At 42.7% G+C, this 23,783-nt stretch carries 24 protein-coding genes, 1 rRNA gene and 1 pseudogene; 16 read left to right on the top strand and 10 right to left on the bottom strand.

The window, feature by feature from the left end; genetic code table 11:
- Positions 1-9 precede the first annotated feature (9 nt).
- The 3 genes from rrf to B1A85_RS17755 all read left to right on the top strand — a co-directional run bounded on the left by rrf (position 10) and on the right by B1A85_RS17755 (position 2,385).
- Positions 10-127: ribosomal RNA gene (rrf, locus tag B1A85_RS17765) — 5S ribosomal RNA — on the top strand.
- 85 nt (positions 128-212) lie between these two features.
- Positions 213-992, top strand: a complete 780-nt coding sequence (locus B1A85_RS17760; protein ID WP_104548063.1) for a bifunctional 2-polyprenyl-6-hydroxyphenol methylase/3-demethylubiquinol 3-O-methyltransferase UbiG — start codon at positions 213-215, stop codon at positions 990-992.
- 70 nt (positions 993-1,062) lie between these two features.
- Entirely contained in the window at positions 1,063-2,385 is a 1,323-nt protein-coding gene (locus B1A85_RS17755; RefSeq protein WP_104548062.1) for a hypothetical protein, read from the top strand.
- On the opposite strand, the gene B1A85_RS17750 is transcribed toward B1A85_RS17755, so the two are convergent.
- Together B1A85_RS17750 and B1A85_RS17745 are read right to left on the bottom strand one after the other, a co-directional pair.
- Positions 2,382-3,752: a DUF3370 domain-containing protein gene (locus tag B1A85_RS17750; protein ID WP_104548061.1), complete on the bottom strand. Its 1,371-nt coding sequence runs from the start codon at positions 3,750-3,752 to the stop codon at positions 2,382-2,384. The genes B1A85_RS17755 and B1A85_RS17750 overlap by 4 nt on opposite strands.
- 90 nt (positions 3,753-3,842) lie before the next feature.
- On the bottom strand, positions 3,843-4,370 hold the full coding sequence (locus B1A85_RS17745) for a peptidase C15 (protein ID WP_104548060.1): 528 nt from the start codon (positions 4,368-4,370) through the stop codon (positions 3,843-3,845).
- Positions 4,371-4,553: 183 nt separating this feature from the next.
- Between B1A85_RS17745 and hisH the strand changes: the two genes are divergently transcribed.
- Together hisH and rsmD are read left to right on the top strand one after the other, a co-directional pair.
- The gene (gene hisH, locus B1A85_RS17740; protein WP_104548059.1) at positions 4,554-5,189 is read left to right on the top strand and encodes an imidazole glycerol phosphate synthase subunit HisH; all 636 of its coding nucleotides are present in this window, start codon (positions 4,554-4,556) and stop codon (positions 5,187-5,189) included.
- A gap of 56 nt (positions 5,190-5,245) precedes the next feature.
- Positions 5,246-5,812 carry a 16S rRNA (guanine(966)-N(2))-methyltransferase RsmD gene (gene rsmD / locus B1A85_RS17735; protein WP_104548058.1) on the top strand — a complete coding sequence of 189 codons (567 nt, stop codon included), beginning with the start codon at positions 5,246-5,248 and terminating at the stop codon, positions 5,810-5,812.
- Positions 5,813-5,833: 21 nt separating this feature from the next.
- Here rsmD and petG read toward each other — a convergent pair whose 3' ends face one another.
- Positions 5,834-5,947 (bottom strand): cytochrome b6-f complex subunit V, encoded by a 114-nt coding sequence (gene petG / locus B1A85_RS17730; protein ID WP_015190616.1) that lies wholly within the window; start codon positions 5,945-5,947, stop codon positions 5,834-5,836.
- 292 nt (positions 5,948-6,239) lie between these two features.
- Here petG and B1A85_RS17725 point away from each other — a divergent pair, with 292 nt between their 5' ends.
- Positions 6,240-6,614 (top strand): c-type cytochrome, encoded by a 375-nt coding sequence (locus B1A85_RS17725; protein ID WP_104548057.1) that lies wholly within the window; start codon positions 6,240-6,242, stop codon positions 6,612-6,614.
- Positions 6,615-6,684: 70 nt separating this feature from the next.
- On the opposite strand, the gene B1A85_RS17720 is transcribed toward B1A85_RS17725, so the two are convergent.
- Both B1A85_RS17720 and B1A85_RS17715 read right to left on the bottom strand, forming a co-directional pair.
- A complete protein-coding gene (locus tag B1A85_RS17720) occupies positions 6,685-7,935 on the bottom strand; it encodes an OFA family MFS transporter (protein ID WP_104548056.1) in 1,251 nt (416 codons plus the stop codon).
- Positions 7,936-8,213: 278 nt separating this feature from the next.
- Positions 8,214-9,935: an ABC transporter ATP-binding protein gene (locus B1A85_RS17715; RefSeq protein ID WP_104548055.1), complete on the bottom strand. Its 1,722-nt coding sequence runs from the start codon at positions 9,933-9,935 to the stop codon at positions 8,214-8,216.
- A gap of 178 nt (positions 9,936-10,113) precedes the next feature.
- Here B1A85_RS17715 and B1A85_RS26280 point away from each other — a divergent pair.
- Together B1A85_RS26280 and B1A85_RS17705 are read left to right on the top strand one after the other, a co-directional pair.
- A pseudogene (locus B1A85_RS26280) lies at positions 10,114-10,395 on the top strand (nucleotidyltransferase family protein).
- Between the two features lie 33 nt (positions 10,396-10,428).
- On the top strand, positions 10,429-10,749 hold the full coding sequence (locus B1A85_RS17705) for a DUF86 domain-containing protein (protein WP_256387472.1): 321 nt from the start codon (positions 10,429-10,431) through the stop codon (positions 10,747-10,749).
- Between the two features lie 2 nt (positions 10,750-10,751).
- Here B1A85_RS17705 and B1A85_RS17700 read toward each other — a convergent pair whose 3' ends face one another.
- The 3 genes from B1A85_RS17700 to ahcY all read right to left on the bottom strand — a co-directional run bounded on the left by B1A85_RS17700 (position 10,752) and on the right by ahcY (position 13,394).
- Positions 10,752-11,357, bottom strand: coding sequence for a DedA family protein (locus tag B1A85_RS17700; protein ID WP_104548053.1), 606 nt, complete (start codon positions 11,355-11,357; stop codon positions 10,752-10,754).
- A 67-nt stretch (positions 11,358-11,424) separates the two neighbouring features.
- Complete coding sequence (locus B1A85_RS17695; RefSeq protein WP_104548052.1) at positions 11,425-12,042, bottom strand: exopolysaccharide biosynthesis protein; 618 nt, start codon at positions 12,040-12,042, stop codon at positions 11,425-11,427.
- A gap of 74 nt (positions 12,043-12,116) precedes the next feature.
- Positions 12,117-13,394 (bottom strand): adenosylhomocysteinase, encoded by a 1,278-nt coding sequence (gene ahcY / locus B1A85_RS17690; protein WP_104548051.1) that lies wholly within the window; start codon positions 13,392-13,394, stop codon positions 12,117-12,119.
- Between the two features lie 112 nt (positions 13,395-13,506).
- On the opposite strand from ahcY, the gene B1A85_RS17685 reads away from it, so the two are divergent.
- The 7 genes from B1A85_RS17685 to devC all read left to right on the top strand — a co-directional run bounded on the left by B1A85_RS17685 (position 13,507) and on the right by devC (position 21,876).
- The gene (locus tag B1A85_RS17685) at positions 13,507-15,126 is read left to right on the top strand and encodes a mechanosensitive ion channel family protein (protein WP_104548050.1); all 1,620 of its coding nucleotides are present in this window, start codon (positions 13,507-13,509) and stop codon (positions 15,124-15,126) included.
- 286 nt (positions 15,127-15,412) lie between these two features.
- The gene (locus B1A85_RS17680; RefSeq protein ID WP_104548049.1) at positions 15,413-16,534 is read left to right on the top strand and encodes an ABC transporter substrate-binding protein; all 1,122 of its coding nucleotides are present in this window, start codon (positions 15,413-15,415) and stop codon (positions 16,532-16,534) included.
- A 159-nt stretch (positions 16,535-16,693) separates the two neighbouring features.
- Positions 16,694-17,938, top strand: coding sequence for a 5'-methylthioadenosine/S-adenosylhomocysteine nucleosidase (locus tag B1A85_RS17675; protein WP_104548048.1), 1,245 nt, complete (start codon positions 16,694-16,696; stop codon positions 17,936-17,938).
- 179 nt (positions 17,939-18,117) lie between these two features.
- Entirely contained in the window at positions 18,118-18,702 is a 585-nt protein-coding gene (locus B1A85_RS17670; RefSeq protein ID WP_104548047.1) for a TetR/AcrR family transcriptional regulator, read from the top strand.
- Positions 18,703-18,791: 89 nt separating this feature from the next.
- A complete protein-coding gene (locus B1A85_RS17665) occupies positions 18,792-19,964 on the top strand; it encodes an ABC exporter membrane fusion protein (protein WP_104548046.1) in 1,173 nt (390 codons plus the stop codon).
- A 39-nt stretch (positions 19,965-20,003) separates the two neighbouring features.
- Entirely contained in the window at positions 20,004-20,618 is a 615-nt protein-coding gene (locus tag B1A85_RS17660; RefSeq protein ID WP_104548045.1) for an N-acetyltransferase, read from the top strand.
- Positions 20,619-20,715: 97 nt separating this feature from the next.
- Positions 20,716-21,876, top strand: a complete 1,161-nt coding sequence (devC, locus tag B1A85_RS17655; protein WP_104548044.1) for an ABC transporter permease DevC — start codon at positions 20,716-20,718, stop codon at positions 21,874-21,876.
- 139 nt (positions 21,877-22,015) lie between these two features.
- Here devC and B1A85_RS17650 read toward each other — a convergent pair whose 3' ends face one another.
- Positions 22,016-22,378 carry a four helix bundle protein gene (locus tag B1A85_RS17650; protein ID WP_104548043.1) on the bottom strand — a complete coding sequence of 121 codons (363 nt, stop codon included), beginning with the start codon at positions 22,376-22,378 and terminating at the stop codon, positions 22,016-22,018.
- 62 nt (positions 22,379-22,440) lie between these two features.
- Here B1A85_RS17650 and B1A85_RS17645 point away from each other — a divergent pair, with 62 nt between their 5' ends.
- Positions 22,441-23,121 carry a DevA family ABC transporter ATP-binding protein gene (locus B1A85_RS17645; RefSeq protein ID WP_104548042.1) on the top strand — a complete coding sequence of 227 codons (681 nt, stop codon included), beginning with the start codon at positions 22,441-22,443 and terminating at the stop codon, positions 23,119-23,121.
- Positions 23,122-23,133: 12 nt separating this feature from the next.
- Here B1A85_RS17645 and B1A85_RS17640 read toward each other — a convergent pair whose 3' ends face one another.
- Positions 23,134-23,700, bottom strand: coding sequence for a Uma2 family endonuclease (locus B1A85_RS17640; RefSeq protein ID WP_104548079.1), 567 nt, complete (start codon positions 23,698-23,700; stop codon positions 23,134-23,136).
- Between the last annotated feature and the right edge of the window lie 83 nt (positions 23,701-23,783).

Below are 23,783 nucleotides of genomic sequence, written 5' to 3'. Positions count from 1 at the left end.
GACAAGCTTCCTGGTGCGGTTAGCGCAGTGGAACCACGCTGACTCCATCCCGAACTCAGAGGTGAAACGCTGCAGCGGCGACGATACTCCGGGGGTCGCCCCGCGGGACAATAGCTCCGTGCCAGGTCTATTTATTTCATTGCATAGCCTTCTTTAACTAATTAATGTTGAAGAAGGCTTTTGCTATTGCTATATGATGGTGAATAAATGCAATGCATGGTAGTGACTTAGTTCTTCTCCGAAAAACCCATTTTCAGAAGCTGTTACCTTTGAATCAAAGATTAATAAATTTATCAGCAGATTTAGACAGTCACGCCTTTTTAAAAAATCCTGCGTCTCAAAATATCTACCTTTATCTTACAGATTACGTCAGTGAGTTCTCTTCAAAATGGTTTAAGAGAAGTTTGGATAGTTTAAAGATACTTGATTGGGGTTGTGGAAAAGGATTTATTACATTTTTACTCAAAGAAATAGGTGCGTGCGTTACCAGCTGTGACGTCCCAGGTAATGTCGATTCAGCTTTTGGTCAAAGTACACCTATTCTTGAAGCAGAATTGTTAGAAGTAACTTGCTTAGATCACCCATATTTGCTTCCTTTTGAAAAGGAGTCTTTTGATGTTGTCTTAAGCTTTGGTGTTTTAGAACATGTTCCTAACGATTTAGAATCTTTGCGAGAAATTCATCGTATTTTAAGACGTGGTGGACTTTTTTTCTGCTTTTTCTTGCCGTATTGCTTGTCTTGGACGCAGCGTCTAGCTCATTTGCGTGGGGATTTTTATCACGATCGCTTGTATAGTAAAAAACAAGTCAAGCAACTCCTTGCAAAGAGTCACTTCCAACTTCTTGATATCTGGCATAGACAACTTTTCCCAAAAAATAGAGTAGCATACGCCAACTACCATCAGTTTGAACTACTTGACCAGTGGTTGACAGAAAAGACTCCACTCAAATACATTGCTACTAACATTGAGTTTGTTGCTCATAAAGTTTAGGAATTGTGCTGCTAGCTTGAAAGAACACTTATACTCTATAAAGTGTTGAACTAACTGAGAGATTTAAGTTGTGGATGCAGCATTAGAGCGATCGCACCAACTAAAACAAGCCTTACTCGATTTTGTGTTAGAAGCTGAAGGAGATTTAGCAGCAGCGCTTGAAGCTTATGCTGCAAAGCAGGCGCGGCGGGATAAAGGAGATAAAGCACAACAGGATATTATTGTTGATAGCTTTTTGAGTGAAGGGCAAGTCGGCGAGCGAACGCCATTAGACTTATTTATTGAACATCATCCGGAATTGTCTCAAAGCGATCGCCAGTTAGTAAAGAGTTGGCAGCGCAGCTTTATGGGCTTGTTCGCGATTACGCAAATCTTGCCTGATGGATTTGAGTTAATGAACTGGCTGACAGCCAAACACTATATCGTTAAACCTGATAATGCTCAATTTGCAGAAGAAATACGCCGTTACAAAGAAGGTGAAATCTTATTAACACGAATTTCGCCAGTTACAGATGCTTATTGGACGTTTTCGGGACCTTGTACGCCATTGGGTCGGTTAGGTAAACCTAAACTAGCAGTAGCCATTGGTAATTTCAAGGACAATTACAAAAACCATCTTTACAGCGATGCACCTGAATTACTTGCCGAAGCGTGGAAATCTGTTGCACGTTACCACCAACAGTTTATCGATTTCTTTGGTAGTGACGAAGTCACTATGCCAGGGTATCAACTCAATAAAAAAATCGCTGAATTTCAAGAAGTTTTAATGCAGCAACGACTAGCAGCAGCAGGTATTGATGAATCTAAAACGCTTGCCGAGGTAGCACAAGAAGCGGGAATTGATCGAGAGGAATTAGAAGCCGCTGCTGCAGAAGCAGGTGTCGATGGCAAGGTTGCTCGATTATTTGAGAACAAAACGACAGCTAAAATGGTGATGCCAAAAGTCGATTTACCAGCTGAACTTAAAAAAGCTGAACAGGTGACAGCGTTATCGCATCCCCGCTGGGGACAGATGTTTTTGCCTACCTATCATCGCGTCGTAGCATTATTAGAAGCTGAAGATTGGCAAAATATTGAAGGTGCAGAAAAACTGATTCGTAACTATCTAGAAGATCCCAAAATTAATACATTTATTTGGCAACGCTTAGCCCAGAAGTACCCTACACAACTAGAACAAATCTTGCAAACCGTACTCCAGCGTCCATTTCAAATTGACCGCGATTTAGAACCGCTGCTAGAGGAATTCGACAAGCCACTCGTACCAGAACTACCAGAAATTGCTAGCGTTCCAGTTCATTTGCATAACTTGTTTGAAGAAGCGGTCGCTGAGGTAAATAAATCAAAATCGAAAAAGACGAAAAAGAAAGCATCGCTCGGCTTTCAAAAGTCTTAATTCTCTACTTTTACATTCTGAATAGTAAGCACCTGTGGCGGTGTAGCGTCTGGCGGATAGAGAAAATCAAATTGTACGAGTCGGCGATCGCCTGGTGGCATATTTAATAGTACAAGTGGTTCTCCGGCTTGTCCTCTTTTTTGTACCAAGTGAACATACCGCGTCTGGGGTAAACCGCGATCGTCACTGTAACGCAGTCGCACAGTACCGCGAAAAAACGTTTGAGCTGCAGGTGGAGTTAAGAAACGCAATCCACCTTGCGTTAATTCATCTTCCTTAATTGGTGTTTGGAGCAAGATACTGATTGTTTGCTGTTGATTAGTATTGTTATACAAAGGTAAACTCAAATTGTACTCAATGCCATAATTACCGTGTGCTTGATAGGCAGTATCTGGATAGCGTACCATCAACGGCGCACTTTGTACTTGATTTGTCCCTTGTCTTCCTGCAGTTAAGGTACTTAAACCATAAGAAAACGCTTGTCCTCGTGGAGGAATACTCAAATATCGCACATTAGGACTATCAACAAGTTGAGCTTGCCATTGAGAACCTTGCGCAACTCCAGCAACGCGACCATAGATAACTTTACCACCTGCTTCGGGAGGTGTTGGAGCGAGATCGCGAGGTCCGGCTAAATTTCCCGTTTCTAATAACTGTTGCCATTCGGCTAAAGTTGGCGATCGCTCGCTACCATCAGCATTAGACTTAGCAAACATCGCCAAACTTGCTGCATAAACCCTTCCATTGCTCCGTAGCCGCATTAAAGTAGAACGTCCATTAATTGGTGGTTCTAACGTTTGTACAGGAATTGGTAAATTAAGCAACATTCGACTTTGCTGCGGTGGAATGGTGATTTGCGCAGGAAATATTGATTGTCGCCGTCCACGTAGGATCTCATTCATCACGCGATCGCCTGGTCCTGCAAAGATCGTTCCTAAAGGATTTTCAGTTTGGGGTGGTAACTCGATAAACGGTGCGTCAGGTTGACTTAAGTAACTTGCGGCTTGTAAAACATCGACTGTCACGGGTTGCGTACTTGGATTATGCAGTAGAACTCCAAGATAGAGCGTGCGCAAGTCTTCTGGAGAAGTTGCTTTAGCAATGTGATGTGCGAAGATATCAAATCGTCCTTGGAACGGAAAGTTAAGATGGGCGTTTGCTGCTTTTTTTCCACTCGGAGGAAACGTCGATAATAAAATTCCTTCGGTTTGGACGACTTCGGGACTATTGCTATTAAATACCGGAACAGTATCTAACGATCCAGGCAAGGGGCGTACTTGTTGCGGTTGTACGATTTCTTGTTGTGGTGTTGGCGTAGGTGTGGGTGTAGCTTGAGCAAACGTGAAAACGGGCAACAATGGTAGCATAACAGCATTTATAAACTAGCAAATAAGGGTAAGAATGCGATCTACCCTTTTGTTAAGTTGCGATCGACTCAAAATAAGACACAACATAACTTATAAAAGTGCCATTTTTTGAATAATTAATATGAAGTCTTTTATAACTTTTTGCATATTATCTTCTGTCAAAATAGGGACGTGAACAAAAAGACAATGGCTGTTTAATTTCTGCGTTGTGATATAGTCTAAAACTGCGAAATAAAGTCCTTCACAAACAAACTTTCCGGCATCGTGGCTGATTTGGGTTATAGAAAGCTCAGCAATTAGGTGTTCTAGATCGAGTGGCGATCGCAAAACAACATCTCCACAAGCAGCATGAGATTCTACAGTGAGTTGCGTTCGACTTTCTGCCATACCACAACAAATAATAGCAGTAGGTTGAATTTCAGTAATTTTACTGATGACAATTTTGCTGGCTTGTTGAGTATCAACAGGTAGTTTTCTTAAAACGGTTAGTAGAGGTAGTTGTAAAGTGCTATTTGTAAGATATAACTCGTCGATTTTCGCGATGAGATCGTCGGATGAATTAGATTTTTGATGCGGTAGCCATGTTGTAAATGAAGTTAGCAGGATTTGAGAAGGCATATAGCAATCTTAATTAATTTTGTTTCTTTGAGACGAACTACATAAGCGTAGCCTTCCCGCTTTCTTAGGACACAACAATACACGAAGGGGAGATTGCTGAAAATGATGTTAGCGTCTCATGGAGAATAACTTAGTTGCACTTACAATAGAATTTAGTGGTAACGATCGAGGAGGGTCTGCTCAATGGCAGCGATCGCAGTTATAGATTATGACATGGGTAATCTGCATTCGGTCTGCAAAGGTTTAGAGAAAGCGGGAGCGACTCCGAAAATTACTGACTCAGCTATAGAATTAGCAAAAGCTGATGCAGTATTGTTACCCGGCGTCGGTGCGTTCGATCCTGCTGTACAGCATTTGAGATCCCGTGACTTGGTTGAACCAATCAAAGATGCGATCGCCAGTGGGAAACCGTTTCTTGGTATTTGTCTGGGACTGCAAGTCTTATTCGAATGCAGTGAAGAAGGTGTAGAGCCTGGTTTGGGAATTATTTCTGGTACAGTACGGCGCTTTAAAGGCGAGCCAGGAATTACAATTCCGCATATGGGTTGGAATCAACTAGAGCTTACTCAACCTGATTGTCCCCTATGGCAAAATCTACCATCACAGCCTTGGGTTTATTTTGTTCACTCCTATTATGTTGAGCCTGAGGATTCTACAATTCAAGCCGCAACAGTAACGCATGGTAGTCAAACGGTGACAGCAGCGATCGCCCGCGACAATATCATGGCAATGCAATTCCACCCTGAAAAATCCTCTACTGCTGGATTGCGAATTTTATCCAACTTTGTGCAGCAAGTCCGCACCACAGTACCCGTGTAAGTATATTTTCTCCTCAGAGCTTTTGAGCTCTCCTTTATCCCTCTGCTCTCTTTCTCATGCGCATTTACGGCAATCGTCTTATAAAAACATTACCAGGGAGAGACACGCGACCAACAACGGGCAGGGTACGCGAAGCCGTCTTTAATATTTGGCAAGGTGCGATCGCAGGTAGTCGTTGGCTAGATCTGTGTGCTGGGAACGGTTCAATGGGTGCAGAAGCGTTATGCCGTGGCGCAGCCTTGGTTGTGGGAATTGAACAATCAAGCCGTGCCTGTGCGATTATTAAGGAAAATTGGCAAAAAGTAGCACAGTCTGGACAAACGTTTCAAGTTTTGCGCGGCGACGTAGTGCAGCGGTTAAAAACACTTTCAGGACAACAGTTTGACCGCATCTACTTCGATCCACCGTATGCGAGTAATTTGTATTTACCAGTGTTGCAGGCGATCGCGCAGTACCAATTATTGCATCCAAGCGGCGAACTTGCGGTAGAACATCATCCCGATCTGCCCAAGTTACAACCTTCTTCACTAGAAATCTGTCGAGAAAAAGTTTACGGTAACGCGGCTGTTACTTTCTATCGTGCAGTCTACCTAGAACATGAAAAGCCCTTCCAAAACAATTAGAAGGGCTAGAGTCTAGCTAGCTTATAAACCCAACTGCTTGCCACGCTTATATTGCTGATACGCGGCAAAAAATAAACCAGCCAAAGTAATCACTATCAAGCCAAGAACAATTCCATCGAGTAGTGGTTCAACCATGCAATGTCTCCTGTTGCGATCGCATAATAAGCTCTGCGCTACGCGCAATCGTGCTTCGTGACTAAGGCTGCATTAGGTTAGATGACCCAACAGCAGCCAACAACAATAACTCCTAATTCAGCATACACTGAATTAGTGCTAAGAGAGAACCAGAAATTGGTAAAGTCTCTATACAAAACTTAATTACAAATGCTGATTTCATTGACTTTGCTTGCGAACACTATCAAGAACTTTTAAGCTAAGTGTTAGGAGATAAATATTTTTGTGAAGTCTCAAGTTAAGTAATCAGCTTTTGGCTAATCAGTTCGCTAAACCGGAAATTCTACTCCAGCGGCTTGCATTTATCGCTTTGGCGATTTTGCTAGTTGCAATATTAGTTGTTGTGGGCGTACATAGGGTAAGAGTTTCTGAGCCTTATGTTAAGAATGTTTTGTCATTAACAGGAGATCCCGTACGCGGCAGTGCGATTTTTCAAATGAACTGCGCGGGTTGTCACGGATGGCAAGCTGATGGTAACGTGGGTCCTAGTTTACAAGGTATTTCTAAGCGTAAATCTCGTTTTGGGTTGATTCATCAAGTCATTAGTGGCGATACTCCACCGATGCCACAGTTCAAGCCTAGTCCCAAAGAAATGGCAGACTTGTTAAGTTACTTGGAAACGCTTTGAAAGACAACCACAAGTTCACCAGATATGGAACGCGCCTTTTGAAAATATTACTGACAATCCAGTACTGTCATTACGAATATAGGCGATCGCTGCGCTTGAGCATGAAGTTGGCAACGAGAATGCCAATAATGGCAAGTAGAGCCATTAGATAAAATGCATAGGCGTAAGTGCCAAACCAATCTCGAATTCTTCCAGTCACCAAAGTTCCAATCAAAGCACCTGTACCATAGGCGGTAAACACAATTCCGTAATTTTGAGCATACCGATCGGGGTTAAAAAACCGGAGGGTGATAGCAGGAGCCATTGCTAACCATCCTCCCAAACAAAACCAAAATAGGCAAAAGGCAACAACATACGTGACAATTTGTCCTTTCTGAGCATTGACCATCAACACGCAGGCAATCAAGATGAGCGTATAAGACATAATCGCCACATAATGAGGTTTAAAGCGATCGCTTAACCAGCCAAACAAAGGACGACTGACTCCATTAAAGAGCGCAAATAGAGAAACACTACTTGCTGCCAACCTCGGATTGATATCAATTATCTCCTCACCAACTGGACTGGAAATACCAATGGCACTTAATCCAATCAAAGTGCCAATCGCATAGCAAACCCATAGCCCATAAAATGACTGAGATCTGAGTAAATGGGCAGGATAACTCGGCATGACAGTAGATGCTGGAGCAGCAGCTATCCGACGGGGACACCAGTTTTGCGGAGGCAATTTCATCGCGAGCGCAATTCCTAGAATAATCGCTGTAAACGCGATGCCTAAAATCCGCAGAGTTAGTCTAACAGAGTATCTTCCAATTAAGTAATTTGCTAAAGGAGCAGCGATCAGGGGAGAAAGCCCAAAACCGATAATCGTCAAGCCCACGGCTAATCCTTTTTTGTCAGGGAACCATCGAGCAACCACAGCCATTGGTACACCATAAGCAATGCCAACTCCTGTTCCAGCAATGACACCATAGGTGAGGACTATCATCCCAATATCAGCGGTAAAACTTGAAAGAATATAACCTACGCCGACTACGATTCCCCCGATCGCCGTCATGATACGAGTTCCTATCCGAGGAATATAAAAGCCAGCGATTGGCATGAATGCAGCATAGAAAACAAGAGCAACGGTATAGGGTAATAAACTTTCAGTTGCACTAATATTCAATTCACTTTCTAAAGGTTTTCTAAAAATACTCCAGGAGTAAACACTCCCTAAACAAAGTAAAATACTCATACCCAGAGGAATCAGTAACCATCTACCTTGCTCGGCGGGTAGTCCAAACACTGTTAACTCTGAGTTACGCTCAATAACATCCATAGGTTATAACAGCCGTAATCCGCCTTGACTTAACCAATCAATGCTCTAGGGTATCAACCAGCAGTGTCAGGGGAAGTAATTATCGACACTTTCGATGACAAGCAAACGATATAACTGATGGGAATAATTTTTGAGCAAAACTATTTGGTAACATTCATTCCATTTCTCCTCTGCTCCCTCTGCGGTCTATTTGTAGTAACAGTATCTATTCAATACACATCCCTGGCTCTGCAAAGTTTGCTCAAGTTGCGCGACATTAGCATTAAACAGCAAGCCCACTAATTAAATTGCTGGGAATAATATCGGGCGTAGCGGCGCGAGAGGGCTAATAATTCTTCATGCGTACCTGATTCGACAATTTGCCCTTGTTCGATAACTAAAATGCGATCGCAGCGTCGCACAGTCGCTAAACGGTGCGCAATGATAAAGACTGTACGATTATGCATCAGTCGTTCTAGAGCTTCTTGTACTAATGCTTCTGATTCAGAATCTAGGGCGCTTGTTGCTTCATCAAGAATGAGAATGCGCGGATTGAGTAACACTGCACGCGCGATCGCGAGTCTTTGACGTTGTCCTCCTGAGAGATTAACGCCGCGTTCTCCGACTACAGTGTCATAACCATAAGGTAATTGCGTGATGAATCGATGTGCATTCGCAATTTTAGCTGCGGTCACAATGTCATCGAGATCAAATTCAGTTTTACCAAAGGCGATATTTTGGGCAATCGTTCCTGAGAAGAGAATCGTTTCTTGCGGTACGATCCCAATTTGCCGTCTTAAGCTGCATAAGGTGACATCTCGAATATTGATACCGTCGATGAAAATATCACCTGATAGCGGGTCGTAGAAGCGCGGTAACAAGTTAACAATCGTCGTTTTACCTGCACCTGAAGCACCGACAAACGCAATTCTTTCACCTGGATGCGCTAGTAAACTCAAGTCTTTGATGACGAGTTGTTCAGGTTTGTATCCAAAAGAAACGCGGCGATATTCAACTTTACCTGTAACGGGAGGAAGCGCGATCGCATTGGGCTTTTCTAAAACAGTGGGTTTGATTGCCAACAATTCAAAAATTCGATCTACCGATGCTTGTCCCTGCTTAAATTCGTTGTAATTAGTCGTGATATGCGAAATTGGGTCAATTAATAATGCTAAACCGGCAACGTAACTCACAAATTCGCTAGGAGTTAAGTTTCCCGCAGAAATTTGCCAACCACCTAAAAATAATAGTATTAAAGCACTAATAGCTTCGAGAAAACCAATCACTGGAAACTGAATTGCCTTTAATCTCTCTGCAGCGTATTTCGCTTTACGATTGCGTTCAGCATCTTGACGAAAGCGATTTAAGGCATAATCTTCAGCAGCGAAAGCTTGCACTAAACGGATACCGCTGAAAACCTCGATGAGTAATGCTGATAAATCAGATATTTGATTTTGACTGCGGCGCGAAACTTGCTGCAACCGTTCGCCAAACCAGCCGATCAAAATTGCCATTAATGGCGCAATAATCAAAGTTGATAGCGTTAGTTGCCAGTTGAGATATATCATGTATCCCAAGACAACAATCAACTGCAACACGCAAGGAATAAAGTCGTGAAAGACTTTGTTGATAACTTCACCAATGCGGTCAATATCTTCGGTAAGACGATACGATAGATCCCCTGTTTTAGCCGTTTCAAAAAAGCTTAAGTTTAATCGCTGTAGATGTGCATAAACTCGCTGACGCAGATCGAACGCAATGAATAAAGCAGCTTTTGCCATGAGGGAATCTTGACCGAACTGCGCGATTTTTTGACTGAGAAACACGACAGCACTGATCGCCGCAATTTGCGCGATCGCCAAGATATCTCCCTGACCAATATACGCTGCAATGCGACCTGCTAACCACGCAAGGATGGGCCAAAAAATAGTAAATATCAATGTGCAAACAAAAGCCTGCGCAATCGTCTTCCACTGCGGTTTGATGTACGGTAAAAGTTGCCAGTAATGAAAGCGTTTCAAGCTGTAGCGTCCAAACGAAGTTTTATTCTTGATCTGACGTTACCAGTATTGGTTACAGTTTCGCTGCGATCGCATTTTTCTCAGATTTGAGATTTACTTTGGTGAGTTTATGCCAAAATTGGACTTGCGTCTAGAGCAACAAGGACAGTGGTGACAATTTAAGTAAGCTTTGAGCAAAATGAAAAGAGATGAGGTGCTAGCTATTTTACTAGCCCGTCAAACAAAGCTGAAGGATTTCACAATGTAAAATCATTATTGCTGTTCGGTTCCGTTGCTCGGAATGAAGCAACAGCAGAGAGTGATATCGATTTGCTAGTTGAATTTCGGGCTGTTAACATTTGTGAGACTACAGCGGTATCTAGAGAAGAGTTTAGATTGTTCTGTGGATTTAAAAACGACAGATTCGCTCAAGTCTTATCTGCAAGAACCTGTGTTAGAGCAAGCAGTACGTGCCTTCTAGAAAGTGCGTCAGAGACTTTAAGATATTTTGGACGTGAGTCTTGAAATTGAAGACTTCACCAAAAGCATGACCTTTACAGATTTCCAAAATGACAGACAAACTGTAAAAGCAGTTTTATCTAACTTAGCAATTATTGGTGAAGCAACTGGTAATCTCCTACCTGAAGTTGAAATTATTTACCCAGAGATTCCTTGGATTGATATTCGAGGAATTCGCAATATTGTCGTACATGATTACTTTAGAGTAAATTTGGAAATTATTTGGGAAAATATCAAAATTGATATTGCTACAAGAAGTGATGGCGCAGATCTCAGATTTGTAAATAACAATTGTTACTTGGTAACATTGATTTAGTCTTAGCTATAGCGCCGCATATTTTTTCTGACTACCCAAAGAATGAAAGCGATGACGAGAGTAACGACTACAATTTTAGAGACAGGAGCAAGATATTCATCTACCAGTTCGTAGTTGTCGCCTAAGACGTACCCTAAATAAGTCAGTAAGCCCACCCATAGTAGCGTGCCCAGCGTGGAATAGAGCAGAAACGGAACTAAATGCATTCCGCCGATCCCCGCAGGAAGTGAAATCAGCGTGCGCACTCCAGGAACTAAGCGGCAAATGAAAACGGCTTTGCCACCATGACGAGCGAACCAGCGATCTGCTTTAGTAATATCTTTGCTAGAAATTGATATCCACTTACCGTATTTGTCTGCTAGTTGTTGTAAGCGCTCTGTACCAAGAATCTTACCAGCATAGTACCAAGGCAGCGCGCCGAGGACAGTTCCTAAAACTCCAGCGGCGATCGCAGGAATAAACTGCATTTGACCTCTGGCTACGGTAAAACCGGCTAATGGCATAATTAATTCTGAAGGAATCGGCGGAAACAAATTTTCCAGAAACATCAGTAATCCAATTCCCAAATATCCGAGGGAACTCATTGTGTTGGTAATCCATTCGAGCATGCTGGTGTTGTCTCCGGTTGAATATCGCAGGGAATTGGTAGTTGGCAATCAATAACTTGACTTTTATTTAAAAATATGCCTTTATCCACTCAATCAAGCTTGTACCTCCGAAATACAGAGCAACTAGAATTGAAATTGACAGAGTTGCACCAAGAAGACACAAAACTAGACCAAGTAAACTAATAGCGCCGTCGTCTTCGAGTAAACCAAAACCAGTGACAAAAATCCCGATCGCAGGAAGCGTATTTGTCCCAGGGATGGGAATCATCATAGAAATTGCCATAAGGGCGATCGCACAACCAATCACAACGCGTCCGCTGATACTGGTACAGATGTAACTCAAACGCGGACGCGCGATCGCTTCGATACGTTTTAACCAGGGAATTCCTGATTTTAAAATTCCTTGAATTTGATTTAAGGCGATCGGATGATTGGCGAGTCGTGGTGGTAGCCAGGGAGATCTAGCGCCAATAATCAACTGCACAGCGAGTAAAAAAAGCAAGATACCAAACGGAATCGAGTATCCTGGTGCAGGTACGGGTAACGCTGAGGGTAAAGATAATACCACAAACAAAAAACCAAATATACGTTCCCCTGCAAGTGCCAGTATTTGTGACAAATTCACCTGGGGAGGGCGTACTTCGTCAAAAAAATAGCGGTGTAATTCTACAGAAAGTCGAGCCACGATTGAATTTCCTGTTTAAGTAAACGGGGCGCTGCAAACAACGCCCCGCAACATTTTATTCGCAGTCGATGAAATTATGTACCCGCAGTCCAAGAGTTAATATATTCTTCTTGCTCTGCTGTCAAACTATCAATGTTAATTCCCATCGCTTGTAGCTTCAGACGCGCAATTTCTTGGTCAACTTCGGTAGGAATCGAGTGAATACCAGGTTCTAGCGATCCTTTATTCTTCACCAAATATTCACACGCCAAAGCTTGGTTAGCAAAGCTCATATCCATCACTGCGCTAGGATGTCCCTCAGCAGCAGCTAAATTAATTAAACGTCCTTCACCTAAAACAACAACCGATTTACCATTAGGCATCCGGTATTCTTGGGTAAAGTTACGAACTTGCTTGACTTCTGTTGCAGTTGCACCCAGCGATTTGAGGTCAATTTCAATATCAAAGTGACCAGAGTTACAAACGATCGCACCGTCTTTCATCGCCTCAAAGTGTTCTGCGCGAATCACGTGCTTGTTACCTGTTACCGTAATAAATAAGTCACCCTCTGGTGCAGCTTCAGACATAGGCATGACGCGAAAACCATCCATGACGGCTTCGATCGCTCTTACGGGGTCAATTTCGGTAACAATCACATTTGCGCCCATTCCGCGCGCCCGCAGTGCAGTTCCCTTACCGCACCAACCATAACCCGCAACAACAACAGTTTTTCCGGCTAGTAGGAGGTTTGTCGCACGGATAATGCCATCGAGTGTCGATTGTCCTGTACCGTAGCGGTTATCGAAGAAGTGTTTCGTATCCGCATCGTTAACATTCATCGCGGGGAACGTTAGCACCCCGTCTTTGAACATCGCTTTGAGGCGGACAATACCCGTCGTTGTTTCTTCGGTAGTGCCAATAATATCAGCAATTTGGTGTTGGCGTTGTTGAATTAAAGTAGCGACAACATCGCTACCGTCGTCGATAATTACGTTGGGGCGATGATCGAGGGCAATTTGAACGTGACGGTGATAAGTTTCGTTGTCTTCGCCTTTGATCGCGAAAACAGGAATATCATGGTCCGCAACGAGGCTAGCAGCTACGTCGTCTTGCGTCGAAAGTGGGTTACTCGCAATCAGCAGTGCGTCTGCACCACCTGCTTTGAGCGCGATCGCCAAATGGGCGGTTTCAGTGGTAACGTGACAGCACGCAACCAAACGAATTCCAGCAAGGGGTTTTTCTTGCGCGAAGCGATCGCGGATTTGACGCAAAACAGGCATTTCGCGCCCAGCCCATTCGATCCGCTGTCTTCCTGTAGCCGCCAGGGAAAGGTCTTTAATCTCGTACTTTGGCTTAGTTGAAGTTGCAGTCATTAATTATCCTTTAGTTTAGAACTGGGACGTGTCCCCTAGCTTAACTGTATTCTTTACATATTATTAACCGTTACCCTATGTAACAGAGAATACTTTGTGCTGGAGGATAGAGATGCATTCTCGATTTTGGGCAATTACAGGGTCAATTTTTCTTAATATTGGCATTGTTTCTCCCTTTGCTGCTCAAATACCATCACTTCCCATATCTTTACCCAATCTCACGCAACAGGCAGATACTTCAGAAACTCAGGTCGAGACAGCATCAATTCGGCTGGATGGTCGTCGTTTGTTTCAAATTGCGGCACCGAGAGCTAGCTTACAGCAGCGCGTTGACGATATTCAGCAACGATTGCAAATCATTAGCCAAAATTACTTTCAAAGCGATTCTGACGCACTTGAAGTCGAGATTAGAACAGAAAACAATCTACCCGTCATCTATGTCAACGGTCAGCAGCTATTGACAGTAACCGACCTGGATGCGCAAGTGCAACAGGCAGAAGATCCTTTTAGTTTGGCACAAACATTAGCGCAATCGCTCGAACAAAACCTCAGACGCGCAAAACAAGAGCGACAACCTGAATCTTTACAGCGTCAAGGCGCGATCGCAGCTGGCGTTTTTCTCGGTATGGTTGTCACAAGCTGGGGAATCCGCCGCTGGTACTGGCGCTTAAAACAGCAACCTGTGACGTTCGCGACTCCACAAACAACGAATCCCGTAACTACTCAACTTACACGACAGCGACACCGTAACATCGAAGAAGTTCGCCAGCGACTTTTTCAACTCACGCAAAGTCTGGTTTGGGGCGGTGGTACGCTAGTTATTTTAGGTTTGTTTCCCTTTACGCGAATTGTCCAAGCTTGGATTTTTACCGCGCTGACAATTCCGTTTACGCTGGTGATTGTGGGGCTAGGAACCTATGTTGTCATTCGCTTGAGTTATATTCTAATTGACCAATTCACCGCCGCTTTTGCAAGTAATGCGTTACTGACTTCAGAAGACGCTTTAAGACTGCAATTGCGTGTTTCAACAATTTCCGGCGTTACCAAAAGTATCGCGACGTTAAGCGGAGTCATCATTGGTATCGTTATCGCTTTAACAGCGTTAGGAATTAATGTCGCGCCGATCCTTGCAGGTGCAGGCTTGGTTGGGGTTGTTGTTTCTTTAGCTTCGCAAAACCTGATTAAAGACGCAATCAACGGCTTCTTAATCATCTTAGAAGACCAATATGCACTTGGGGATGTAATCGAAGTAGGAACCGTTGGCGGTTTAGTCGAAAACTTAAATTTACGCATTACGCAGCTACGAGACGCGGAAGGGCGTTTGATTACAATTCCTAACAGTGAAGTCAGAATTGTGGCAAATCTTTCAAGTCGTTGGTCGCGCGCTGATTTAAATATTCCTGTCGCGTATCACGCTGATGTTGACCAAGCGTTAAAACTCATTAATCAAGTTGGCTTGGAGATGACGCAGGATATTCGCTGGATGGAACACATTATCGAAACGCCACAGGTATTAGGAGTAGAAAATTTTGGCGATCGCGGTTTAGTGATTCGCGTCTGGATCAAAACGCAACCGTTGAAACAATGGGATGTTGCGCGTGAATATCGCCGTCGCCTCAAAATTGCTTTTGATAAAGAAGGAATACCCATTCCTTTCCCACAGCAAACCATATGGCTGCAAGACTCGCAGGTGCAATCAATTGTTGATAACAACAAGAAAAATAACAGTTAATTTCAAATTTTGAGGCAAAAGGTACAGGACAAAAGGCTAAAAATCTTCATAAAAAAGTGTATTGTGCGTATAAAGTCACTAAGTAGAAAATCTGGAATAAGATGCACTTTTGGACATAATTAAGGGTTCCCTGCTTCAATCCCTCGCTTTCCACCATAAGTTCCTCACTGCACCTTCTGCCTTCTACCTAATATCCCCTGTCCTTCTTGCTGTATATCGTAATACAGAAAACTAGCGCTTGCTCATCTTTAATGCGATCGCAAGTATCTAGCAACTGTGATTAACGGTGATTAAACGTCTTTCTAGCTTGATTTCGATTGCTGCATCTCTAGCATTGCTTGCTAGTTGTGCTTCTCCTGGGGCTAATACTTCTGCAAATAATCCTACGAATTCTACTGTCAGCCCTGCGGCAAATACAAATACAAACACAAACCTGAGAAATGTCAGTGTCCAGTTAGCTTTTTTATTTCAAAGTTTAGATGCTCCGCTGATTTTAGCGATTAATAATGGATATTTTGCCGCCGAAGGACTGAATGTTACATACGAACGAGGCTTTGGCAACGTAGATACAATTAGTAAACTAGGTACGGGAACGTTTGATATTGCTTTTAGCGATATTTACAACACGCTAGAATTTAACGATAAAAATCCTAACGATAAAATCATTGCGGTTGCTGTACCGATTAATAAAGCACCGTTTGCGGTTCTTACCTTGGATGACGCGATCGCATCACCACAAGATTTAGCAGGTAAAACCCTCGGCGCACCCGCAGGCGATGGTCCACGTAAACTCTTTCCGCTATTTGCCAAAGAAACGGGCGTCGATCCCAACTCGGTAACGTGGACAACGATGGAACCAAGACTCCGCGAAACGTTTCTCCTGCAAGGTAAAGTTGATGCTATTAGTGCGTTTTCAACGTCAGCTTTACCATCATTACTCAAAGGCGGAAAAAGCCGCGACGATATCACAGTTTTTTACTACAACGACTTTGGTCTAGATTTCTACGGCAACGCCATCTTAGCAAAAGAAAGTTTTGTCCGACAGAATCCCGACGTGATTCGCGGTTTTGTAAGAGCCTATCTCAGAGGAATGCAAGATATGCTAAGAGATCCTAACGCAGCGTTGGATGCAGTGATTGCTGCCGATCAAAGTAAGCTAATGGATCGCGAAGCTGAAAAAATACGCCTACAAGTCGCACTTGAGGACTTGATTATTACTCCCGAAGCAGAAGCGCTGGGTTTAGGTGCGGTCGATCCCCAACGGTTACAAACGACAATTACACAAACCGTCGAAGGTTTTGGGTTAAGCAGTCAACCAACCGTTGCAGATATCTTTACCGATGAGTTTTTACCACCCAAAGAAGAACGTGCTTTACCACCACAAAATGAGCGTCAGCCGTTGTCTTAATTAAACGTTGAGAAGGCGATCGCTATTTGCTCCACAGGCGGTCGTATTTACTTTTCTCATTATCTAATAATAAAAAGTTCAATAAATACTATTTTAAGTAACTTTCAGTAATAAGATATAACCTGTTTTGCTAATTAAACAACTAAAAAGCGAGACATTGTGAAAAATTGCGCAAACTTCGTTTTTCGCCTGCGTTGGTTTTGTCTGTTAGTAGGGCTTCTTTTGAGTGCGGCGCTACCCCATAAAATAAATGCTACGCCAATTCAAGGAAGATGTAATGCCAGAACTGATAGAAAACCCAGATATGCTTTAATCTCTGCTTTTTCTGGCGAAGCCGATCGCTTTATTAGTGAAATGCGTCGCAACGATGGTGAAAACCGCTACGAAGGCTGTGTTGTTATCAACGGTCATCGCTATAGCAAAGGAAGATTGCGCGGTAAAGACGTCGTTGTCGTCTTAACAAACATCAGCTTAGTTAATGCGACAATGGTAACGCAACTCACCCTCGATAAATTTAGAATTAGCAATATCATCTTTAGCGGAATTGCGGGTGGTGTCGGTGGTGTGGGTGCAAACGATGACGATCCTGATACGCCAAATGAAACACCAATTGGCTCAGTCATTATTCCCCAACGCTGGGGTTTCCATCAAGAGATGTATTTTAATAACTCTTCTGAAACGGTACCATGCGCAGCCATCCCAGGACTCCAGCTAAATCACGTCTTACAAGATCCGATGGAAGAAGCCGCAACGTGCAACTTTTTGTTTGGAAACGCACCACAACCAGGTCAAGCTAATCAAGAATCCCTCTTTCAACCGGATGCTAAAAATGCCTTTCTCCGCGACACTAATGTGAGTTCTGACAATACTCCGCAATACTATTTAGACAGAAATAATTTACAGCAACTGCGCCAAGTTCCCTTTCCTGGGATACCAGCAAACCCAGAGAATCAAGAATTGAAATTCTGGTTTCTCGTTGATAAGCGGATGTATAAAACAGCGCGCGAACTTGATGTCGAGTTGCTAGATTGTCCGCAAGTCGATCGCACTGGTAGATGTACCACAACTCCTCTTGTTCCTGCACCACAGTTGATCGTCGGTCAAAATGGATTGTCAGGTTCGACGTTTGTTGATAATGAACAGTATCGGCGGTTTGTTGCCAATACGCTGAATTTTGACGAAAACGGCGATCGCAACGAAAATACCGATGTTTTGGTCCTCGATATGGAAACAACAGCCTCGGCGATGGTGGCGTATTCTAATAATGTACCCTTTATTGCCGTTCGCAGTGTTTCAGATTTAGCTGGTGGAGATGAATCAGCAGCAGCACAACTTAATACTTTCTTTGCTATCGCTGCTGAAAATCAAGCACGAGTCGTTTTAGCGTTACTCGACGCGTTGTAGAGTTAGTTTTGGTAATTGGGAATAGGTAATTGGTAATTATTGGGTCAATGCTTGAAGGAATCACGTACAATAACCGTTCTTATTTGGTTTGACTTATAACAAACGTTCGATATAAAATATTTCAACAAGTCAATATACAATGCCGATCCGATAAAAGACTGGGGTTTGCTCATTACTCTATGCCTAAGATTGTTGATCGTGACCAATACCGTAAAGAGTTACTGACAAAATGCTTTGATTTATTTGCTACCAAGGGCTATGGTGCTGTAACCATGCGCCAAATTGCCAAAGAAATAGGTGTATCCACCGGAACGCTGTATCACTACTTTCCTAGTAAGCAAGCTTTGTTTTGGCAGCTATATGACGAATTAAATGAACGAGATACAGCAAGTATGAACGCTGTCTTGAATAATACTCATACTTTGGAGGAGCGCATTACAGCAATTTTTGACTACACCGCCCAAAATGAAGATTATTTCTTCAAGCAATTTCTGATTACGAGTGATTTTTATCAACAACAAGATCGCGAGGAAATTTTGGCAAACGAAACCCTCAAGCGCAACTACAAGTCAAATCGAGAGTTTGTTGTCAAAGCGTTAGGAACTGACGATCCGGCTGTGGTTAACTTTGCCATGTGTTTAGCAACAGGAGTTATTGTAGTGCGGTTATTTGAAGGCGATGTTGTTGCGTACGATCAGCAAGCACAATTGTTGAACAAGATGCTGACGCTTTATTTGCAAGAAGCATCTCGTAAAAGTTGGTAACTGGTCATTGGGACGCAAAGAATATCTATTACCCATTACCTATTACCTATTACCCAATCCCCAATACCCAACAAAAAAGGAAAAAATCAATGGCGCTGGGGCTATTCTTTAAACGAGCCAATCGCAAGTTAATCGGCTTAATTGTTGTCGCAACGCTGATTAGTGGAGGGATTGCATATTACGGAATTTCGCAGTTTGGACAAAGAAAAACACCGCAACCTACAACAACAGTTCCCACTGTTAAGAAAGTCACTGCGCTAGGAAGAATTGAACCTGAAGGTGAAGTGATTCGCTTATCTGCACCATTAGCCTTAGATGGCGATCGCATCTCTCAAATTCTCGTGCAAGAAGGCGATAGAGTGCAAGCGGGACAAGTTGTAGCAATCTTAGATTCTAGAAATCGCCTGCAAGATGCACTGCAACAAGCGCAACAACAAGTTAAAGTTACCCAAGCACGACTTGCGCAAGTTAAAGCTGGTGCAAAACAAGGTGAGATTCAAGCCCAGCAAGCAACAATTACGCGACTCGAAGCTGAACTTGCGGGTGAAATTGCTTCCCAAAATGCGGCGATCGCGCGCAGGCGATCGGAAGTACGTAACGCTAATGCTGAGTATAATCGCTTTCAACAGTTGTATCAACAAGGTGCAGTTGCCGCATCAAGTTTAGATAGCAAACGTCTAGTTGCTGAGACTGCGCAAGCGCAACTTGACGAAGCACAACAAACGCAAAGTAAAACAATTGAATCACTGCAAGCGCAACTTCAAGAAGCCCGCGCTACCTTAAATCAAATCTCGGAAGTTCGCCCAGTTGATATCCAAGCCGCCCAAAGTGAAGTTGAAGAAGCAATTATAGCAGTTAACCGCGCCCGCACTGATTTAGCCCAAGCCTACATCAAAGCACCAAAATCAGGACAAATTCTCAAAATTCACTCGCGAGTTGGCGAGAAAATTAGCGATTTGGGAATTGCCGATTTAGCGCAAACAGATACCATGTTAGTGATAGCAGAAATATACCAAACTGACATCAATAAAGTCAAGCGAGGACAAACCGCAACCGTAACCGGCGAAGCAATTAACGGCGAATTGCAAGGAGTTGTATCGCACGTAGGTTTACAAGTCGATCGCCAAAACGTTTTCAGCAATCAACCAGGCGAAAACCTCGACCGCCGCGTTGTTGAAGTCAAAATTCGCTTAAATCCTACAGATAGTCAACGAGTCGCAGGTTTAACCAACTTACAAGTACAAACAGCAATTGATCTTTAGCGTTATTTATAACGAATGTGCGATATCAGGAGAAAAATCATGAGTATACAAGTAGTAAAGTTAAAGCGATCGCAAATTGATGCAGCAAGTGAAGTTCTAGCACAAGCATTTAACAACGATCCGATGTCCAATTATTTTGCGTTAGCAGACGAACCCGCAAAACGCGATCTTATAAACTGGCTTGCAAAGACAACCTTACGTTATAGCTTGCGTTACAACCACATCTACACAACGCAAGACGATATAAAAGGAATTGCAGTATGGCTACCACCAGGAAAATACCCATTTAATCATTTACGATTACTTCTATCTGGATTGTATAGAATTCCACCCAAACTACGGTTCGACAGATTCGGACAACTCATCGCCTTCTACTCCAAGATTGAAGAATACCACCAACAAGACCTACCAGAAAAACATTGGTATCTAAATATGCTAGGAGTTGCACCAGCGTATCAGAGTCAAGGAGTTGGTAGTCTACTCCTACAACCAATTCTTAAACAAGCAGATCGCGAACAACTCCCTTGCTATCTCGAAACCTTCACTGAAAGAGGCGCACGCTTCTACCAAAGACAAGGGTTTAAAGTACTGCGATCGGGTACATTCGCTGAAATAAACATTCCATACTGGACACTCAATAGAGAACCACAATAGGTAACGGGTCATTGGTAATTGGGAATTGGTAAAAGAATATCTATTACCCATTACCTATCACCTATTACCCATTACCCATCACCCAAATGGTATCACTATGCTTCCCAAATGGCTGCGCCGTACACCCTTAGCATGGCGACAACTCCTTAAAGAAAAAACTCGCCTACTAGTAGCATTAGCTGGAATAGGCTTTGCAGATATGCTGATCTTCGTACAGCTGGGATTACTCGATTCACTATTCGATTCTGCAACAAAATCGCATCAAAACCTACAAGCAGATCTTGTCTTAATCAATCCCCAGTTTCAAACGTTATTTTACGTCAAAAACTTTCCTAGAGAGCGATTACTCCAAACCTTATCCTACGACGGAGTTGCGTCAGTGCGTTCTTTGTATGTCGATACCGCGCAGTGGCGTAGCCCAGAAACGTTAATGAATCGAGGTATTTTAGTCTGGGGTATCGATCCAGCAAATCCAGCGTTTGATTTTCCCGAAGTTAACCCTTATCTAGACCAGTTAAAACAACTCGATCGCGTTCTCTTCGATCGCGCATCGCGTCCTGAGTATGGACCAATTGCAGATTTACTGCAACAAGGAACCCTCACCGCACAAGTGAACGATCAAACTGTTCAAACTATAGGCTTATTCACGCTAGGTGCGTCTTTTGGTGCAGATGGCAATATTATCACCAGTGATTCGACTTTCTTAAAGCTATTTCCCCAACGCCAACCAAATCAAATCAATGTCGGGTTGATTCAGCTACAACCTGGAGTCGATCCACAAACTGTACAAGCCCAACTGCAAGCAGGATTACCTGATGATGTTAACGTACTCACACCAGAAGAATTTGCGCAAATTGAAATTAACTACTGGGAAAGTGGCGGTATCGGCTTTATTTTTGGGATGGGTGTAGTCGTCGGGTTTATTGTTGGGATTGTGATTGTTTACCAAATTCTGTATTCCGACGTTTCCGACCACTTACCAGAGTACGCGACATTAAAAGCGATGGGATACAGCGATCGCTACTTACTCACTGTATTAATGCAAGAAGCTTTACTTTTAGCTTTTCTAGGTTTTATTCCTGGTTTCCTCTTATCGGTAGGACTTTATCAAATCACATACATGGCGACGTTGCTACCAATTGCAATGAAGCTAGAACGCGCCGCCTTTGTGTTACTACTCACAATTATTATGTGCGGTGTTTCCGGTGCGATCGCCATGCGTAAACTCCAATCCGCCGATCCTGCTGACGTGTTTTAGGGGGTAATTGGTAACTGGTAATCGGTAATTGGAAGAAAACAAGCTGCTAATCCTGCTGATGTATTTTAAGCGTAACTGGTAACTGATCGTTGGTTATTGGAAAAAAACCGATTAAGAATTTCCCATTACCCATCACCTATTACCTATTATCTAATGACCTCAAATACGCATTTAATTTCGGCGATAGTTCATCAATGATTTGCTTTAGCTTAAGTGACTGTTCGCTATTAATTAATTGTCTAGCATATGCCAATCGCAACCAACTAATAGTTTCGTAGAGTGAACCTCTGGCAATTTTAATAAATCGTTGATTGTCTTTAAAGTTGTAACGACCACGTCCCTCAGCAATATTGGCACAAATACTATCTGCTGATCTGACGATTTGTTTCCCTACAGTATCTTTAGCAAAAATGTCCCAATGTTTAACAACTTGCCAAACTTCATTTGCCAAACTTTCAGCCAACCTATACACATCCAAACTCTCAAAATCAGGTCTTCCCATCCATAAGCCCCACAACCTTCACACTAATTATTCCCATTACCCATTACCAATTACCCATTACCATGCACCCCCCCGTCATCTCCATCAAAAACCTCAACCATTACTTTGGTGAAGGAACACTACGCAAGCAAGTTTTATCTAACATCAACTTAGAAATTCAAGCAGGCGAAATTGTGATAATGACAGGACCCTCGGGTTCTGGTAAAACAACTTTACTATCACTCATGGGTGGACTAAGATCTGCCCAAGAAGGTAGTTTAAAAATTCTCAATCAAGAAATGTGTGGCGCTCACAAACGGCAATTAATTGAGATTCGACGCAACATTGGTTATATTTTTCAAGCACACAATTTAATGACATTTCTCACCGCAAAACAAAACGTGCGGATGTCTTTAGAATTGCACGATGACATGTTCAATCAAGATTTAGATGCAAAAGCGATCGCTATGTTAGAGGCTGTGGGTTTAGGCGATCGCGTTGATTATTATCCAGAAAAGCTATCAGGAGGACAAAAGCAAAGAGTTGCGATCGCAAGGGCTTTAATTAGTTATCCAAAAATTGTTTTAGCCGATGAACCTACCGCCGCACTTGATAAAAAATCTGGGCGCGATGTTGTCGAAATTATGCAAACGTTAGTTAAAGAACAAGGTTCCACAATTTTACTTGTTACCCACGATAACCGCATTTTAGATATTGCCGATCGCATTCTTTACATGGAAGATGGGTCTTTAGTAGATAAGTAGCTAGTGTAAGCTTCACCAAATTTCATTTAAATCAAGTAAAAATTCTGGTAATACATCTTCTCCGGATAAAGAGGTAGGCGATGATAGTATTTCAACAGAATTTCCTGAACGATAAACTTCTACTTGTCGATTTTGCGGATCGATCAGCCAACCTAAGCGAACGCCATTGGTAATGTACTCTTGCATCTTTTCTTGTAAAGATTTAAGGCGATCGCTACTAGAGCGTAATTCAATGATAAAATCAGGCGCAAGCGGAGGAAACTTTTCTTGTTCTTCTTTCGTAAGATTATCCCAGCGTTCTATGCTAATCCAAGCAGCATCAGGAGAACGAAAAGCACCATTAGGTAACTTGAACTCTGTAGAAGAATCAAACACTTTACCTAGTTTCTTTCGCTTATTCCAAGCTTGGAGTTGATAGTTAATTTCTGAATTACGATTGCCTGTAATTCCTCCTGTTGGTGGCATGACAATTAAAGTACCATACTGATCGAGTTCAAGCTTTAAATCAGGATTATCTTCACAAATTTTAAGATACTGCTCTTCTTTAATCGGTGCGATCGCCCTAAGATTCAATAGCATCATTTTTACCTTCCTTCTTTAATTAACTTTATATACTCTGTTATTTCTACGTCGGAATTGCACTGTATCACTTTTATTATTTA

The sequence above is a fragment of the Chroococcidiopsis sp. TS-821 genome (assembly GCF_002939305.1).
GTDB lineage: Bacteria > Cyanobacteriota > Cyanobacteriia > Cyanobacteriales > Chroococcidiopsidaceae > Chroogloeocystis.
Note: the sequence above shows the minus strand (reverse complement) of the source record. Positions and strands in the feature narration are given on the sequence as shown.

What these genes read in the sequence shown, in the direction of transcription:
- B1A85_RS17760 (WP_104548063.1), top strand. Translation starts at nt 213, where the DNA reads ATGCATGGTAGTGACTTAGTTCTTCTCCGAAAAACCCATTTTCAGAAG.
- B1A85_RS17750 (WP_104548061.1), bottom strand. Translation starts at nt 3,752, where the DNA reads ATGCTACCATTGTTGCCCGTTTTCACGTTTGCTCAAGCTACACCCACA.
- B1A85_RS17745 (WP_104548060.1), bottom strand. Translation starts at nt 4,370, where the DNA reads ATGCCTTCTCAAATCCTGCTAACTTCATTTACAACATGGCTACCGCAT.
- hisH (WP_104548059.1), top strand. Translation starts at nt 4,554, where the DNA reads ATGGCAGCGATCGCAGTTATAGATTATGACATGGGTAATCTGCATTCG.
- rsmD (WP_104548058.1), top strand. Translation starts at nt 5,246, where the DNA reads ATGCGCATTTACGGCAATCGTCTTATAAAAACATTACCAGGGAGAGAC.
- petG (WP_015190616.1), bottom strand. Translation starts at nt 5,947, where the DNA reads ATGGTTGAACCACTACTCGATGGAATTGTTCTTGGCTTGATAGTGATT.
- B1A85_RS17720 (WP_104548056.1), bottom strand. Translation starts at nt 7,935, where the DNA reads ATGGATGTTATTGAGCGTAACTCAGAGTTAACAGTGTTTGGACTACCC.
- B1A85_RS17700 (WP_104548053.1), bottom strand. Translation starts at nt 11,357, where the DNA reads ATGCTCGAATGGATTACCAACACAATGAGTTCCCTCGGATATTTGGGA.
- ahcY (WP_104548051.1), bottom strand. Translation starts at nt 13,394, where the DNA reads ATGACTGCAACTTCAACTAAGCCAAAGTACGAGATTAAAGACCTTTCC.
- B1A85_RS17685 (WP_104548050.1), top strand. Translation starts at nt 13,507, where the DNA reads ATGCATTCTCGATTTTGGGCAATTACAGGGTCAATTTTTCTTAATATT.
- B1A85_RS17670 (WP_104548047.1), top strand. Translation starts at nt 18,118, where the DNA reads ATGCCTAAGATTGTTGATCGTGACCAATACCGTAAAGAGTTACTGACA.
- B1A85_RS17665 (WP_104548046.1), top strand. Translation starts at nt 18,792, where the DNA reads ATGGCGCTGGGGCTATTCTTTAAACGAGCCAATCGCAAGTTAATCGGC.
- B1A85_RS17660 (WP_104548045.1), top strand. Translation starts at nt 20,004, where the DNA reads ATGAGTATACAAGTAGTAAAGTTAAAGCGATCGCAAATTGATGCAGCA.
- devC (WP_104548044.1), top strand. Translation starts at nt 20,716, where the DNA reads ATGCTTCCCAAATGGCTGCGCCGTACACCCTTAGCATGGCGACAACTC.
- B1A85_RS17650 (WP_104548043.1), bottom strand. Translation starts at nt 22,378, where the DNA reads ATGGGAAGACCTGATTTTGAGAGTTTGGATGTGTATAGGTTGGCTGAA.
- B1A85_RS17645 (WP_104548042.1), top strand. Translation starts at nt 22,441, where the DNA reads ATGCACCCCCCCGTCATCTCCATCAAAAACCTCAACCATTACTTTGGT.
- B1A85_RS17640 (WP_104548079.1), bottom strand. Translation starts at nt 23,700, where the DNA reads ATGCTATTGAATCTTAGGGCGATCGCACCGATTAAAGAAGAGCAGTAT.